This window comes from Micromonospora sp. NPDC050187 (genome assembly GCF_044459745.1).
Lineage (GTDB): Bacteria > Actinomycetota > Actinomycetes > Mycobacteriales > Micromonosporaceae > Micromonospora.
This window is the reverse complement of the sequence record NZ_JBITJH010000003.1, coordinates 301,952-316,316: the sequence shown is the minus strand read 5'-3', so window position 1 is coordinate 316,316 and position 14,365 is coordinate 301,952. Positions and strand designations below refer to the sequence as shown.

Sequence of the window (14,365 nt, the reverse complement as noted above, 5' to 3'; positions counted from 1 at the left end):
CCGTCAGGCGCGGGCGAAGGCCACCCGGCGGGTGACCGGATCGGCGGTGACCAGGCGGACGGTGACCCGCTCCCCCAGCGGCAGCTCACCGGTGCACCGGGCCCGCACCGGCGGCGAGTCCAGCGCCACCGTCCCGCCGGGCTGCCGGCCCGGACGGGTGGCGGGGGCGTCCACGTCCAGCACCGCCGCTTCGAACGTCTCTCCCAGCCGGTCGGCGAGCAGCACCGCCTCGGCCAACTCGATGGCGCCCCGGCTGGCCGCCCCGGCGGTCCGGTCGGTGGTCGCCATCGTCTCGGGCAGTCTCGGCAGCGCCGCCCGCGCCCACTCCGGCACCGGCCGGTCCTCGTACAGGGCGAGGCAGACCTCGGTGGCGTACCGGTCGGCGAGCCGGCGCAGCGGCGCGGTGACGTGCGCGTACGCGGCGGCCACCCCGCCGTGCCCCGGCTCGGCCGGCACCTCGCCGTCGAAGGCCGTGTACGCGGCCCCGCGCATCAGCTCGGCGGCCTGGTCGACGAAGGCCGCCGCCCGGGGCCGGGCCGGGTCGAGCCGGGCGATCACGTCGCCGACCGGCGTCCCCTCCGGCCAGTCCACGCCGAGCGGCGCGGCGGCGGCCCGCAGTCGGGCCACCGCCTCCGGCTTCGCGGCGGGCATCGTCCGTAGCAGTCCGATCCGGCCGGCGAGCATGAGATCGGCGGCGGCCATCCCGGTCAGCAGCGAGATCTGCGCGTTGTGGTCCTCCATCGGCACCGGTCCGCGCAGCACCAGCCGCCAGCCGTCGCCGTCGGGTTCGACGTCCTGCTCGGGCAGGGGCAGGTTGACCGCCCCGCGCCGCAGGCCGCGTGCGGTCAGCAGGGCGCCCAGTTCGGGCAGGAGGGCGATCGGCTCGGCCAGCCGGCCGGCGTCGGCGTCGGCCTGCACGCCCCGGTAGTCGAGTTTCGCGCGGCTGCGGACCCGGGCCCGTTCCAGGTGTACGCCGACGGTGGCCGCGTCGGCGTCCAGGTCGATGGTCCAGAGCACGGCTGCCCGGTCGACGTCGGGCAGCAGGCTCGCCGCGCCCTCACTGAGCGTCTCCGGGTGCAGCGGCACGTTGCCGTCGGGCAGGTAGACGGTCTGCCCGCGCCGCCAGGTCTCCGCCTCCAGCGCCCCGTCGGGGCGGACGTGGGTGGCGACGTCGGCGATGGCGTAGCGCACCCGGTAGCCGCCGCCCGGTCGCCGGGTCAGGCACATCGCCTGGTCCAGGTCCCGGGAGGTGGCCGGGTCGAGGGTGACCAGCGGGACGTCGGTCCGGTCGGTGAACGTCGGCAGGGGACGCGTCGCCGCCTCGTCCGCCTCCCGCTGCGCCTCGAGTGGGAAGCGGTCGGGCAACCCCAGTTCCCGCCGGAGCGCGCCGAAGTCGATACGGGGTGCCAGTACGCGTCGGATGACCACGGCACCCATCCTGGCAGCGCACCGGCGGTTCCGCTCGGGAGGCGGCGCTGCCCCCGCCGGTTCCCGGGCCCGGTGTGCGTACGCGGTCAGTCGGCCGGACCGGTGGCCCTGCGTGCGCGGGCCGGGGCGGCGCGGGTCGCGGGCTTGACCGTCGACCGGCCGGCGGCCACCTTCCGGCCGGCGGTCTTGCGGGCCGAGGTGGTCCGCTTCGTGGTGGCGGTCGACGTGCTGGTCCGGGCCTCCCGCCGGGCGGCGGCCGAGGCGGCGGCGGTGCGGGTCGGAGCCTCTTTCGCCGTCGACGCGGTGGACGCCGGCCGCCGGGAGGCCGTGCGGACCGGCGCCTGGGTGGCCGTGGTCGCCTTCCGGACCGCCGGACGGGCCGCCGTCGTCGCCTTCCCCGCCGCCGTGCTGGCCTTCCGTGCCGCGGCCGTCGTCTTCGCGGCGGCGGCACGGGCGGCCGTCGTGTTCCGGACGGCGGCCGGAGCCTTCGTCGCCGTGCTCTCCCGGGCGGTGGAGGTGGACCTCGACGCGGTCCGCCCGGCCGCCCCGGTGGCGGCGGCCGCCGTGCCGGCGGTGCGGCGGGCCGCCGCACCTGCGGTCGTCCTCGCCGCGCCGGTCGCCTTCCCCGCCGTGGTCGAGGCGGTCCGCTTCGCGGGGGCCACCTTCCGGCCGGTCTCGGCGGCGCGGCCGGTCACGGCCGAGACGGTCCGCTTCGCCGCCGTCGTGCTCTTCGTCGCCGCGCCGGTGGCGGTCCGCTTCGTCGCCGCAGCGGTCTTCTTCGCCGGGCCGGCCTTCGTCGCCGCACTGGTCATCTTCGCCGGACCGGCCTTCTTCGCCGCGCTCGTCTTCTTCGCCGGGCTGGTGGCGGTCCGCTTCGCCGCCGTGGTCTTCCGGGGCGGGCCCAGACCGGTGACGCTCGTGCGGGTCGCGTTGGCGACGGTACCGGCGGGCGCCTGGCGGGCGACCGGGCCGGTCCGTCGGGCGGTGGTGGCACGGGTGGCCGTCACCCCACCCGCCGTGCCGGAGCGGGCCGCCGTGGTGGACTTCCGGACCGGGGTCGTGCTGCTGGCACCGGTGTTCCGCTCCGCCGCGGCGGTCTTCTTCGCGGTGGTACGGGCGGTGGCCGGGCGGGTGGTGGCCTTGCGTGCGTCGGCCATCTCGTCTCCCTCCTCGGGGACATGCACTCGGGAGGCTCCGTCCGGAGCCCGGAGTTCCTCGACGCGGGGTGTCCCGCGTCGTTCATCGGCCCTCCCCGGCCCAGCGGGCGTCCTCGGCCTCCCACGCCTCGTTCCGTTCCTGCACCCTCTCCAGGGCGCTCTCGGCTTCGGCGGCCGAAGGATACGGACCGAGCACGAACTTGGCCGGGCACTTGTCGGCCCCGGTCTCGACCCGATGGTGCCGCAGGCACCAGTAGTAGCTTCCGTGTCCGCTGTCACTCATGACATCACTGTGCACCCGGGCGCCACCGGCCGCCACCGGATCATGCCTAGCCGCCGATGTCATCCACAGTAGACGTGCTCCCGCCGCACGGAGGCGAAACGGCGAAGAACGCCGGGACGATGCCCCGGACGGGTCACCCCTCGGACCCCTAACAGACGGCGCGCACCGGAGCCATCCACCGGACGGCACGTTCTCGCCGGTCAGTGGTGCGCTCCCGACGGCTGGTCGAAGGGAATGGTTGGACCGTTGTCGAGGTGCGCTGACCTGGGCGATGTGCGAGCCTCGTTGCAACGTTCCACACAAGGCGTTGCGCCGACCCGGGGCATCCGTACCTGGCACCGTACCTGTCGGCAGCAGCGCCATCTCGCTGACTGGGGGAAGTTCGTGGCGAACCTTGACGTCGCCCTGAAGAACGCGATGCAGATCGAGGGCGCCATCGGTGTCGCCCTGGTGGACTACACCAGCGGCATGACGCTCGGCGTCGCGGGGGGCACCGCCGAGCTGGACCTGACGGTCGCCGCCGCCGGCAACACCGACGTGGTCCGCGCCAAGATGCGCACCATCGAGATGCTCAAGCTCGACGACGAGATCGAGGACGTCCTCATCACGCTCGGCACGCAGTACCACGTGATCCGGCCGTTGACCGGCCGCCACGGCAAGGGTCTGTTCCTCTACCTGATGCTGAGCAAGAGCCGCGCCAACCTGGCCCTCGCCCGGCACCAGTTGCGCAGCATCGAGGAGAGCCTGGAGTTGTGAGCGCCCTCGTCCCGGGCGAGACAGCCCTCCCCCGACGGGTCCGGCCGGCCGGCCCCCCGCCACCGCCGGAACGTCATGTCCCGTCGCTGGCCGGTAGCCGGTCCCTGCCGTACGCGGCGATCAACACCGAACTGGCCGAGCTGCGGCTCCAGATCCCGGGCGTGACCGGTTGCGTCCTGGGCGGGGTCGACGGGCTGCTGATCACCCACACCATGCCCGACGGGTCGAGCCCGGACGACCTGGCCGCGCTCGCCGCCAGCACCTTCGGCCTGGGCCGGCAGGTCGGTCTCAGCCTCCGGCAGGGACCGTTCCGGCAGTCGACCGTCCGCAACGCCACCGGCTACCTGAGCGTCTACGCGGTCGACAACCGGGCACTGCTCGCCGTGGTCGGCGAGGACGCGGTCAACGTGGCCCGGCTGCACCTGCACGCCCCCGGCGTGGCCGAGCGCCTCGCCAACCTGCTCGCCGGCCCCGGCTGACCCGGGCCACGACGTCACCACCTGCCCCGGCCCCGGTCTCGCACCTCGTCCGGCGTCACGGCACACGCACCGGTCCGCCCCGTGCCGCCGGTGGGCGGTCCGGCCGCCCTTACGCCCTCGGCAGACCGGACCGGCCAACCGGTCGGCGCGGCCCCATCCTGGAAGCGACGCCCGGCCGGCTCGGCCGGACCGGTGACGGGGAGGCGGACGCGATGACGGTGACCGAGGTGTTCCATCCGGCGGACTGGCGCGGCGACCGGATGGCCCTCGACGACGGCTGGCGGCGGCGACTGACCGACGTCCACCGCGCCGAACTCCTCGCGGCCGTCGACACCGTGGCGGCGGCCGGCGTACCGCCCGGGGAGGTCCACGCCGGTTGCTTCCCGCTGCCGACCCTCGGCCCGGCGCTGGCACGGATCGCCGGAGAGGTGACCGACGGACGCGGCTTCGCCATGGTCACCGGGCTGCCGGTGGCCGGGCTGACCGGGCGCCGGCAGGAGATCCTCGCCCTCGGCGTGGCCAGCCACGTCGGGGCCGTCGTGCCCCAGGGGCCCCGGCGGGTGCCCGTGATCCACGTACGCGACGAGGGCGCGGACCCGGCCCGCCCGACGACCCGCAGCTACCAGCACAACCAGCGGCTGGGCTTCCACGCCGACCCGACCGACGTGGTGGCGCTGCTCTGCCTCCGGCCCGCCCGCACGGGCGGACTCAGCACCATCGTCAGCTCCGTGGCGGTGCACAACGAGATCGTGCGTACCCGGCCGGACCTGGCCGAGGTGCTCTACCAGCCGTGGTGGCACGACCGCCGGACCGGCGACGGCCCGGACAGCTTCCACCAGCGTCCGATCTACGGGCGTGACGAGGCGGGCCGGCTGGTCGGCAACTACGGACCGGACTACATCCACTCGGCCCAGCGGAGCGCGCACGTGCCTCCGTTGCGTCCGGTCCAGCTCGAGGCACTCGAGGTCCTCGACCGGCTCACCAACGATCCCCGGTTCACGCTCACCATGGACCTGCGTCCCGGCGACTTCCAGGTGCTCGCCAACCGGCTGGTACTGCACAGCCGCACCGCGTACGAGGACGATCCGGATCCGGCGCTCCGGCGTCACCTGATCCGGATCTGGCTGGACACGGATCGGGGCGGCAGGATCGCGGTATGACGAGACAGCACTCGTACGACACCGTGGTCACCTGGACCGGCAACCGGGGCACCGGCACCAGCGGATACCGCGACTACGGCCGGGACCACGACGTGACCGCCGAGGGGCCGGCACCGATCGCCGGCAGCGCCGACCCCACCTTCCGGGGCGACCCGGCCCGGTGGAACCCCGAGCAACTGCTGCTCGCCGCGCTCGCCCAGTGCCACATGCTGTCGTACCTGGCGCTCTGCGCCCGTCACGGCGTGGTGGTCACCGGGTACGTCGACCGGGCACACGGCACCATGGCGCTGGAGGGCGACGGCGGTCACTTCACGTCGGCGGTGCTGCGTCCCGTCGTCCGGGTCGCTGAGGCGGAGATGGTGGAGAAGGCGACGGCCCTGCACCACGACGCGCACGCGGGCTGCTTCATCGCCAGTTCGGTCAACTTCCCGGTGACAAACGAGCCGACCGTCACCGCCGACGACACCCCGGAGCCTGACGGGGCCGCCTGATCGGGTTCCCGGCGCCCGGCCAGGTCGGCTTTCCGTGCCCGGCGCGGCGACGGACCGGACGGCGGTCGCCGCGCCGCTCAGCCGGCCGGGCGGCGGTACCGGGCGGCGGCGCGGGCGTGCGCCCCGGTGAGCAGGTCCCGGACCCGCCCGGCGGTCGCCGCACCCGGGTTGAGCACCGAGGCCCACCCCTGCGTCGCGTAGAGCGGGTGGGGCACCACACGGTCGAGGGCGGCGTAGTCGTGGTCGCCGTGGTGCTCGGCCTGTGCGGCCGGCGGGTAGCCGAACAGTTCCTCGAAGACCTGCCGGCCGACGGCCATGTTCACCCGGAACACACCGTCGCGGTCGAGGTCCGAGGCGGTGTCGAAGCCCGGGTAGTCCTTCACCACGATCGTCGCGAACGGCATCCGACGGTCGGCGGGCAGGACCCGTTCGGGGTCGTAGTAGAAGAAGTGATCCCCCCACGCCACCTCGGGAGCACCGATGTCCGGCCCGGCGGTGACCAGCTCGACTCCGGCAAACCCGCCGACGAAGGCGACGACATCCTCTTCGCGCATCGGCACATTATGTCGGGACGGTGTCAGCGGTCGTAGGTGGACATCCCGGCGCGACCGGGAGGGCCAGGTCCGGGCCGACTCGTCCAGGTCGGGCGAGGGGAAGGGCCGCCTGCTCGCGCTGCGGACAGGCACGCGGGCCGCCGCCGGGTGGGGTCACTCCCGGGCCAGCTCGGCCTCGTACGCCGCACGCAACCGCGCGAACACCGACTCCGTGCCGGGCGGCCGGGGCGTACCGAGGTGCTGCTCCCGGAGTTCGTCCATGAACCGTTCCCACAACTCGGGGCCGCCCCGCTCCAGCAGCTCCGCCCGGACCGCCAGCTCCCGGGTGACCGGCAGGTGACGGCGGCCCCACGCGCCGAGGTGCGCCATCACCGGCACGAGCTGGATGGCGGGCTCGGTGAGTGAGTAGACGACCTTCTGCCGGTGGGCGGGATCGGGCGAGCGGGAGACCAGACCGCGCGCGACGAGCCGGTGCAGCCGGTCGGCGAGGATGTTCGACGCGATCCCCTCCTCCGAGCCGGTCAGCAACTCGCGGAAGTGCCGGCGGTTGCCGAACATGATGTCCCGGATGACCACCAGCGACCACCGGTCGCCGAGGACCTCCACGGAGAGGTTGATCGGACAACCCGAACGGTGCTCCGCCACGTCGACACCCCTTCGCCACGCCCAGACTGATTGCAGTCTACAACCGGGTGCGCTAGCGTCGAACCAGTTGCACAACGCAACCGGTCACCGGAACGGAGAGCGCCCATGCCCCAACGGGTCGTCTGCGACATCTCGATCTCTGCCGACGGCTACGCCGCCGGCCCCCACCAGACGGCCGAGAAGCCGTTCGGCGACGGACCGGTCGACCGCCTGCACGCGTGGATGTTCGACACGCCCGACGAGAACCGGGTCGAGGTGGACCGGATCACCGAGGCCGGGGCGTACGTCATGGGCCGCAACATGTTCGGCCCGGTGCGCGGCGAGTGGGACCTCAGCTGGACCGGCTGGTGGGGTGAGGAACCGCCCTACCGCCGGCCGGTGTACGTGCTCACCCACCACGCCCGCACGCCACTGACCATGCAGGGCGGCACCACCTTCATCTTCGTGACCGAGGGCATCCACGCCGCCCTCGACCAGGCCCGCGCGGCGGCGGGCGACCGCGACGTCGCCATCGCCGGAGGTGCGGCCACCGTCAACCAGTACCTGGCCGCCGGGCTGATCGACGAGTTGCGCACCCACATCGCGCCGGTCACCCTCGCTGCCGGCGAGCGCCTCTTCGACGGCGTACCACCCCTGGACCTCGAACTGGTCGAGGCCCGGGGCGCCGCCCTCGTCACGCACGCCACCTACCGGGTACGCCGCTGAGCCCCGGGCGGTGGGTCGACCATCCGCAGCACGTGGACCTGATGCCGGTCACCACCGTGGTGGCACCCTGCCCGGGTCGTACCGTACTGGCCGCTGACATCGCGCAGCCAGTAGCCGCCCGCTGAGGTGCCGCAGATCAGTTGGCGGACGACTGCCGCATCAGGACGACCGTCGCCCATCAGTCGACGGAGGACAGACCGAGGGCCACGCGCCGAGCCACTGCTCAGCGCCGTACTCCTCGAACCGCTCCACCTCGGTGAACCTGAGCTTCGCCGCGAGGCGCATCGAGGGGCCGTTGGCGGTCTGGGTGCAGAGCACCACCGGCTCGCCGGGAAGCGCGGCGGCGATCCAGTCGAGTGCCGCCGCGCACGCCTCGGCGGCGTACCCGCATCCCCAGGCCTTCGGCAGGAACAGGTAGCCGAGCTCGAACTCCCCGGCATCCGGACGGACGTGACCCGGACGCTCCGCGTCGCGCCGGTTGAGCGTGACCATGCCGATCATCGCTCCGTCGAGATCGACCACGAAACGGCCGGGACGACGCCCGGGCACCTCCGGAACCTCGCGCTCGAGCTCGTCACGCGGTCGAGCGCCACCGATGTAGGCACCCACCTCTGGCGAGGCGAACAGCTCGACGAACGCCGCACGGTCCCGGGCCTCGGCCTCACGGAGCACGAGCCGGTCGGTCCTGATCGGGGCAGGTGGCCAGGCAACGGGTCCGAATTCAGTCACGGCGAACAAAATATCGAACGCCCGTCGGGCAGAAACCTCAGGCGACCGGCAGATCGGAGAACTGACTTCTCCGGAAAGAGCACATGGGATGCGAGCTGGTCAGGCGGAGCCTGGACGCCCGGATCTGCCCACCTGCGCGGGTGAGCCGCAGACTTCAGGAAATCGCAGTAGACACCGGCCTCAGACGCTTCCGCTCGACAACGCCTGTTGCCGTCACCACACTCAGCGGCGGCACGTCCTTCGCGACAACGGCGCCCGCGCCGACGACCGAGCCTCGACCGATCGTCACTCCAGGGGTGACCGTGGCTGCAGCGCCGATCCACACGTCATCCTCGATGACGATGGGCGCGTGCGTGATGAAGTCGTAGCGTTCGTCGAGCTCGACGGGGTGTCCGGCCGTGCTCAGAGTCACCCGGGGACCGATCATGGCGCGGTCACCGATGGTGATTCCCCCGTAGTCGAGGAAGAAGCACCCCTGGTTGATGAACACGCGCTCTCCGAACGAGGCTCCAAGCCCGTAGTCGCAATAGAAGGGGGGCAGGATGGACAGAGAGTCAGGGATCGGTGCACCGAAGATCTCGGTGAGTACCGTCCTGCGCGCGTCGAGGTCGTCAAAGGGCAGCACGTTGAGGCGGGAGGTCAGGTTCATGACGAGCTGTACGCGCTCCGCGAAGGCTCGTGACTCGGGCGTCCGTGTTCGTAGGCGTTTCTCGTTGCGCACAGGGCGATGCTGGCACGGCGGTTCAGGGGCGCGGTGACGACCCACCGGCAGGAGCGCGAACACCACCAGGAGCGAGGCGACCAGGCCGACGGGTCGACCGGCTCGACGGCGGGCGCGGAGTCCCAGGCCGAGGTAGACGGCCCTCCGCACCATTCGATCACCATGTCCGCCTCGGAGCCATGCCTGCGGCGGCTGCTTCTCGCCTACACGGTCAGCACCGTCGGCACGCTGCTCGGCAGCGGCGTCATCCTGTGGATCGCCATCACGGAGGTCGGTGTCAGCGGCGGTGAACTGGGGTTGTTGAGCGGCTTGGCGACGCTTGCGGCGGGTGCCACCGCCCTGGTGGTCGCTCCAAGGATCGACACCTGGCACAAACGGCCGGTAATGATCTCATTGGATCTGCTGGCGGGCGCCGCCCTGCTCAGCCTCTGCCTCGCGACCTGGGCCGGAACGGTGACCGTGTTGCACCTGACGGTGGTGGCCGCTACGGAGATGTCGGTGGCGATCCTCTTTACCGCCGCAAGTACCTCGATGCTGAAACACATCGGCCGCGATCGTCTGGATTGGGCGCTCGGGCGGCAGGAGTCGGTGTTCTGGGCAGCCCAGCTGATCGGTCCACCTGCCGGGGGCGTGGTGACCTCGGCCACCGGCCCGTCCCTGACCCTCGCGTGCAACAGCGCGTCGTTCCTGGTGTCTGCCATCCTGCTGGCCGGGATCTCCGAACCAGGTCCCGCTGCCGAACGAGCGTCGACCGGCCTTCGGGTCGGCGCCGGCCTCCGAACCATCTGGCGGGTGCCGCCCCTTCGTGCCCTCTACCTCAATGCCGTGCTCTTCGGGTCCGCCCTCATGGCCACGAACCCGATCCTGGCGCTCTTCATCGTGCGCGACCTGGGCCTGTCCGCGTGGGAGTACGGGTTGATCCTCGGTGCCCCGTGCCTCGGCGGGATGCTCGCGGGCTCGCTGTCGTACCGGTTGATCCGGCGATGGGGAAGGGACCGAGTCCTGCTCAGCACCGGACTGGTCCGCGTCGTCTGGCTGCTTCCCCTCGCCGCCATACCGGCGGGGCCCGCAGCGCTTGCGGCGATCCTGACGTTGCAGTTCGGCCTGCTCGTCACCACAGGACTGTTCAACCCGACCTTCGCGTCCACACGGATGACGGTCACCCCAGCGGACCGGCTCAGCTCGGTCGTCGGCAGCTGGGCGGCCACCACGCGAATGGTCCACCCGATAGCCATCGGGGCGATCGGCCTCCTGGCTGAGATCCTGGGTGTACGCACCGCACTCGCGATCGGCGCCGGACTGGGGGCCCTGAGTGTCCTTCCGCTGCTGAGTCGGCCATTCCGCGATCAGTCAGGTCAAGACGCGAACGGGGACGGCGCCACCACAGGCGACGACGCGGAGACCGTCCCCGCGCACAGTAGGGACACCACGAGCCGCGACAGCCTCACCGTGGACGCTGAGCGGCCGGGCGGTGTCCGCACCAACTGACCACAGCCAGACCTGCTCGCCAGCCGGCGCCTGACGTGCCAGGAATAGCCGGCGCTCGCGCTGTGCCGAGATCCGTGCGGTTCGAGATGGGAGCGGAACCGACGGAGGCACCAGCACGTCTCACGCATGTGTTGACGCGAAGCGGACTTGTGTCGGTACTGGCGTGCACTTCCCTAGCGGCACTGACGGCCGGCTGTCAGGTCGCCACCGGGCCATCCACAGCGCAGCCGAATACTGCCCCTACGGCCACGACGAGTACATCGGGGACGACCAGCGCGCCCGGCGACGCTGCGACCTGGCACCTCAAGCCAGGCCAGGACCTCCACAAAGCATCCACGAAGTTCACCGCCCTCGTCTCGCGACTAGGCTGCAACGGAGGAGTCACGGGTCAGGTCCTGGCTCCGACGATTCACATGTCCGAGAGCCAGATCGTCGTGACGTTCACCGTCGCTGCGAAGCAGCCCGGTGCGGCACCGTGCAACGGCAACGATGAGGTTTCCTTCGAGGTCGATCTCGGTGAGCCGCTACGGGACAGACCCATCGTCGATGGACAGTGCCTGCCTGACAACAAGGGGCCAAAACCGTACTGCGGTCCTGATCCCACCCGCTTCAGGGCCTGATGCCCGGGCCTGTGCCGCCGCGTAGATCCCGCAGCTACGGCGGACGGTCGCCGGTGTCCTGAGCTCGGTGGGTGTGGCCGTCCGTGCACACCGGCCAAGGCTCGTCGACCGGCCAGAGTAGCGGGCCGCCGACCGAGCTATCGACGGTCGCGGGTCTGCGGTACGACGACGATCAGCGACACCGAACACCTGCATCGCACCGCATACGACGATCGCCGGCCCGCACGCGGACCGGCGATCGTCAGGTGGGCCACCGTCAGGCGTTGGCCCTGCGGATGGCCGCCATTCCCCCGAGGGCGGCCACCGCTGCCGCCAAGGCTGGCCATCCCACCAGCAGTGCTGGTGGGCGACGGACGAGTCGACCTGCACGCCGGATTATGACGGTAGGACCCCTGCTGACCTGGGGCGGAGCCTCGCGACAACCGCTGTAGGCCGTCGCCAGGCCGTCAGGGCTTCTCCCCCGACGCGAAGAGGTCGTCGATCGCGTTCCGGGTGCGTTCCTCGCTGGCCGGCATCAGGTGCGTGTAGACCCGAAGCGTGAAGCCGGGGTCGGCGTGGCCGAGGTACGACGCGAGGGCCTTGATGCTCTCCCCCGCGTCGAGCAGCGACGAGGCGTAGAAGTGGCGAAGCGCGTGCATCCCGGTGGCCCGGGTCGGCGTGATGCCGGCCGCCACGACAGCCGGTCGCCAACTCTTGCTGTCGAAGGTGCGCCGGTTGATCGCACCCCGCCGGGTGGTGGTGAACAGCAGCGGCACCGTGACCCGTTCGTCGCTGGCCGGGTTCTCCCACGGCAGGGTGAGCTTCACCGGGGCGAAGTTGTCGACGTGCTGCCGCAGCACCAGGGCCACGGAGTCGGGCAACGGAACCCGACGGTCCCGGTCGTTCTTGGTCAACCCGAAGACCAGCCGGGAGCGGACGAGCTTGACCTGACGCGAGACGTGCACCCAGCCCGCCTCGAAGTCAATGTCGTCGACGCCGAGCCCCAGGATCTCCCCCTGCCGCAGCCCGCACCCCGCGCCCAGGTCGACCATCGGGCGGTACCGCTGGGCGAGGCCACCGCGGATTGCCGAAACCTGTTCGTACCGCCACGGCACCACCCGACGCTGAACCGGTCGCGGCGGCTTAACCGACTTTGCCGAACACGGATTCTTCGCGATCCGTTCGTCGTCGACCGCCGCCCCGAGGATCGTCCGCAGGTGCGCGAAGACAACGGCCCGGGTCGCCGGAGCCAGCTTGCCGACCATCGCAGCGTCCCACTCCCGGATCTGGCCCGGCTTGATCGCCGCCAGTTGCTTCGACCCGAAGAACGGCAACAGGTGCTTCCGTACCCGGAACTCCGTGCTCTCCCGGGTCGACTCGTCGAACGAGCGCGTCCGGAGCCAGGTTTCGGCGTACTCCATGAAGGTCATCCGACCGGCGACCGGGTCGACGTAGGAGCCCCGGAGCTTGTCCGTCTCCGTCGAGACGAGGAACGCCTCAGCGTCCCGCTTGGCACGGTCAGGGAACGACTTGCTGCGCTCCCGCCCGTCCGGCGCGATGTACCGGACCCGGTAGCGGTGGCCCGTACCGAACAGCTCCGACTTGACTCGCTCGGTCCGCCCGGTGGGGTGCCGGATGGTCTTGTACCAGCGATCTTCGATGTGCGCCATCTATGCCGCCGCCTGTGCCTTGAACCAGGCCCTCACGTCGGCCGCGTCGTACCGCAGGTACTTCCCCACTCGGGCAGCCGGCGGACCGTAGTTGACCTTCCGCCAGCGGTAGACGGTCGCCACTGGGACCCGCAGGAACCGAGCCACGTCCTCCACCGACCAGACCTCAGCCATCGGAATCCCCTCCCCTTTCTGGTGTCTGCTTCTTCCGTGCAGCGCGGATGCGGTCACCGATGGCGGTGGCGAGTTCGAGTTGTTCGGGGGTGTCGTAGCCGATGCCGAGGATGTGCCAGTCATTGACGACCAGGACGTCGGTGTCCTCGGGCAGGCCGGCCTCGGTGAGCGCGGTCTGTAGCTGGTGAGCACGACGCTCGGCGCGCAGGTTCTTGAAGGTGGTGCTGTAGATGCGGGACTTGGTGAGGAAGTGGCCTCGGAAGCCGAGCATGTGCGCCCAGTGGCGGAGCTTGAGGTCGGTGTACTGGTCGAGGCCGCCGAGGTCCCACGCGGTTTGGATCATGGTCCGGTGGTGATCGGACACCCGCAGTTGATCGATGTGCCTTTGTGAGCGGATGCGCCGGTCTCCGGTCTCGGTCGCGCCGGTGCCCTTGGTGGCGTACTTGGCGATGTAGCCGGCAAGCCTGGTGTCGTTGACGACCTGGTCGTCATCGTCGCCGTCGTTGAGAACGTCGATGTCGGTGGCGGTGATGTCCTTGACGTCGATCTGCTTTCCCCACCGCAGGGGAAGGGCGGTCCCGTCGGGTCGGGCGGTGTCCAGCTCGACGGTCGAAGCCGCAGAACGGACCGCGTCGGCCAGGACGTCGGCGGTGAGCCACACGGGGGGTGCCGAGTCCGGGCCGGACGGGCCGTCCGCGCGAATGACCGCGTGGAAGTGGACCAGGCCCCGGCCCTGGTACTCGGCGACCTTGGCGTAGGAGATCCGCAGGTGTGCCCCGGATGCGCGGACGGTGAGGCCACCAGCGGCGGCGACGGCCCGGCGTAGAGCGATGGTGAACCGGTGCCAGAGTTGGCCGCTGTGCGCCTGCCACAACACCGCCCCGACGTAGTCGTAGGCGCCCGAATCGATCGGACTGCCCAGCAGTCGATGCCCTTCCGGGTGCCAGCGCCCGCACGAGCAGGGCTGCTTGCCGGGCCGGTTGTGCACCGCGCCGAAGGACGGGGCGGTGAGGGTGACGAACAGCCGCGTGGACCGGGCCACGGTGTCGGGGACGCCCTTACCGCCGTTCATGCCCGCGTGGATGAGGTGCCAGGCGTCGGCGGCGTACCGGTCGGCGCAGGTGGGGCAGACGGCGGCGCGTCGGGTGCCGCAGGAGGCCCACACGCGGCCGTGTCGGGAGGCGATCAGGTCACCGGTGCCGAGGTGCCGGACTTCCCACTTGCCGGTGAGCCGGACGGGCTGGAGGCAGCCCTTGACGCTCTCGACGCCGGCCCGCCATTCCTTGTAGCCCGGCGAGCGCATCCACCGGGTCAGCGCGGCCTCAG

At 71.6% G+C, this 14,365-nt stretch carries 16 protein-coding genes; 8 read left to right on the top strand and 8 right to left on the bottom strand.

Going from position 1 to position 14,365, the window contains the following annotated elements; translation table 11 throughout:
* Positions 1 to 3: 3 nt before the first annotated feature.
* A complete protein-coding gene (locus ACIBJE_RS07255; protein WP_396744251.1) occupies positions 4 to 1,428 on the bottom strand; it encodes an RNB domain-containing ribonuclease in 1,425 nt (474 codons plus the stop codon).
* Positions 1,429 to 1,572: 144 nt separating this feature from the next.
* Between ACIBJE_RS07255 and ACIBJE_RS07250 the strand changes: the two genes are divergently transcribed.
* From ACIBJE_RS07250 to ACIBJE_RS07230, 5 genes are all read left to right on the top strand, one after another.
* Positions 1,573 to 2,940, top strand: coding sequence for a hypothetical protein (locus ACIBJE_RS07250; RefSeq protein ID WP_396744248.1), 1,368 nt, complete (start codon positions 1,573 to 1,575; stop codon positions 2,938 to 2,940).
* A gap of 312 nt (positions 2,941 to 3,252) precedes the next feature.
* A complete protein-coding gene (locus ACIBJE_RS07245) occupies positions 3,253 to 3,624 on the top strand; it encodes a hypothetical protein (RefSeq protein WP_396744245.1) in 372 nt (123 codons plus the stop codon).
* Positions 3,621 to 4,103 (top strand): roadblock/LC7 domain-containing protein, encoded by a 483-nt coding sequence (locus ACIBJE_RS07240; RefSeq protein ID WP_396744242.1) that lies wholly within the window; start codon positions 3,621 to 3,623, stop codon positions 4,101 to 4,103. Before ACIBJE_RS07245 ends, ACIBJE_RS07240 begins: the two co-directional genes overlap by 4 nt.
* A gap of 212 nt (positions 4,104 to 4,315) precedes the next feature.
* Complete coding sequence (locus ACIBJE_RS07235) at positions 4,316 to 5,263, top strand: TauD/TfdA family dioxygenase (protein WP_396744235.1); 948 nt, start codon at positions 4,316 to 4,318, stop codon at positions 5,261 to 5,263.
* A complete protein-coding gene (locus ACIBJE_RS07230; protein WP_396744232.1) occupies positions 5,260 to 5,754 on the top strand; it encodes an OsmC family protein in 495 nt (164 codons plus the stop codon). Before ACIBJE_RS07235 ends, ACIBJE_RS07230 begins: the two co-directional genes overlap by 4 nt.
* 77 nt (positions 5,755 to 5,831) lie before the next feature.
* Here ACIBJE_RS07230 and ACIBJE_RS07225 read toward each other — a convergent pair whose 3' ends face one another.
* Positions 5,832 to 6,308 (bottom strand): DUF6194 family protein, encoded by a 477-nt coding sequence (locus tag ACIBJE_RS07225; protein WP_396744229.1) that lies wholly within the window; start codon positions 6,306 to 6,308, stop codon positions 5,832 to 5,834.
* A gap of 153 nt (positions 6,309 to 6,461) precedes the next feature.
* A complete protein-coding gene (locus ACIBJE_RS07220) occupies positions 6,462 to 6,953 on the bottom strand; it encodes a winged helix-turn-helix transcriptional regulator (RefSeq protein ID WP_396744226.1) in 492 nt (163 codons plus the stop codon).
* A 105-nt stretch (positions 6,954 to 7,058) separates the two neighbouring features.
* On the opposite strand from ACIBJE_RS07220, the gene ACIBJE_RS07215 reads away from it, so the two are divergent.
* A complete protein-coding gene (locus tag ACIBJE_RS07215) occupies positions 7,059 to 7,658 on the top strand; it encodes a dihydrofolate reductase family protein (RefSeq protein WP_396744223.1) in 600 nt (199 codons plus the stop codon).
* A 159-nt stretch (positions 7,659 to 7,817) separates the two neighbouring features.
* Here the strand turns inward: ACIBJE_RS07215 and ACIBJE_RS07210 are convergent, their stop codons facing one another.
* Entirely contained in the window at positions 7,818 to 8,387 is a 570-nt protein-coding gene (locus ACIBJE_RS07210; protein ID WP_396744221.1) for a GNAT family N-acetyltransferase, read from the bottom strand.
* A 154-nt stretch (positions 8,388 to 8,541) separates the two neighbouring features.
* Complete coding sequence (locus ACIBJE_RS07205) at positions 8,542 to 9,108, bottom strand: sugar O-acetyltransferase (RefSeq protein ID WP_396744218.1); 567 nt, start codon at positions 9,106 to 9,108, stop codon at positions 8,542 to 8,544.
* A 33-nt stretch (positions 9,109 to 9,141) separates the two neighbouring features.
* Here ACIBJE_RS07205 and ACIBJE_RS07200 point away from each other — a divergent pair, with 33 nt between their 5' ends.
* Both ACIBJE_RS07200 and ACIBJE_RS07195 read left to right on the top strand, forming a co-directional pair.
* Entirely contained in the window at positions 9,142 to 10,596 is a 1,455-nt protein-coding gene (locus ACIBJE_RS07200) for an MFS transporter (RefSeq protein WP_396744215.1), read from the top strand.
* 413 nt (positions 10,597 to 11,009) lie between these two features.
* Positions 11,010 to 11,216 (top strand): hypothetical protein, encoded by a 207-nt coding sequence (locus tag ACIBJE_RS07195; RefSeq protein ID WP_396744212.1) that lies wholly within the window; start codon positions 11,010 to 11,012, stop codon positions 11,214 to 11,216.
* 446 nt (positions 11,217 to 11,662) lie between these two features.
* On the opposite strand, the gene ACIBJE_RS07190 is transcribed toward ACIBJE_RS07195, so the two are convergent.
* Genes ACIBJE_RS07190 through ACIBJE_RS07180 form a run of 3 tightly spaced genes read right to left on the bottom strand, consistent with a single transcriptional unit; the run spans position 11,663 to position 14,342 of the window.
* Positions 11,663 to 12,865, bottom strand: a complete 1,203-nt coding sequence (locus ACIBJE_RS07190) for a tyrosine-type recombinase/integrase (RefSeq protein WP_396744209.1) — start codon at positions 12,863 to 12,865, stop codon at positions 11,663 to 11,665.
* Positions 12,866 to 13,039 carry a helix-turn-helix domain-containing protein gene (locus ACIBJE_RS07185; RefSeq protein WP_396744206.1) on the bottom strand — a complete coding sequence of 58 codons (174 nt, stop codon included), beginning with the start codon at positions 13,037 to 13,039 and terminating at the stop codon, positions 12,866 to 12,868.
* Positions 13,032 to 14,342 carry a replication initiator gene (locus ACIBJE_RS07180; RefSeq protein WP_396744566.1) on the bottom strand — a complete coding sequence of 437 codons (1,311 nt, stop codon included), beginning with the start codon at positions 14,340 to 14,342 and terminating at the stop codon, positions 13,032 to 13,034. Before ACIBJE_RS07180 ends, ACIBJE_RS07185 begins: the two co-directional genes overlap by 8 nt.
* Positions 14,343 to 14,365: the final 23 nt, after the last annotated feature.

Coding starts and splice junctions, on each gene's coding strand:
- ACIBJE_RS07235 (WP_396744235.1), top strand. CDS start 4,316: ATGACGGTGACCGAGGTGTTCCATCCGGCGGACTGGCGCGGCGACCGG.
- ACIBJE_RS07230 (WP_396744232.1), top strand. CDS start 5,260: ATGACGAGACAGCACTCGTACGACACCGTGGTCACCTGGACCGGCAAC.
- ACIBJE_RS07225 (WP_396744229.1), bottom strand. CDS start 6,308: ATGCGCGAAGAGGATGTCGTCGCCTTCGTCGGCGGGTTTGCCGGAGTC.
- ACIBJE_RS07215 (WP_396744223.1), top strand. CDS start 7,059: ATGCCCCAACGGGTCGTCTGCGACATCTCGATCTCTGCCGACGGCTAC.
- ACIBJE_RS07195 (WP_396744212.1), top strand. CDS start 11,010: ATGTCCGAGAGCCAGATCGTCGTGACGTTCACCGTCGCTGCGAAGCAG.
- ACIBJE_RS07190 (WP_396744209.1), bottom strand. CDS start 12,865: ATGGCGCACATCGAAGATCGCTGGTACAAGACCATCCGGCACCCCACC.
- ACIBJE_RS07185 (WP_396744206.1), bottom strand. CDS start 13,039: ATGGCTGAGGTCTGGTCGGTGGAGGACGTGGCTCGGTTCCTGCGGGTC.
- ACIBJE_RS07180 (WP_396744566.1), bottom strand. CDS start 14,342: ATGCGCTCGCCGGGCTACAAGGAATGGCGGGCCGGCGTCGAGAGCGTC.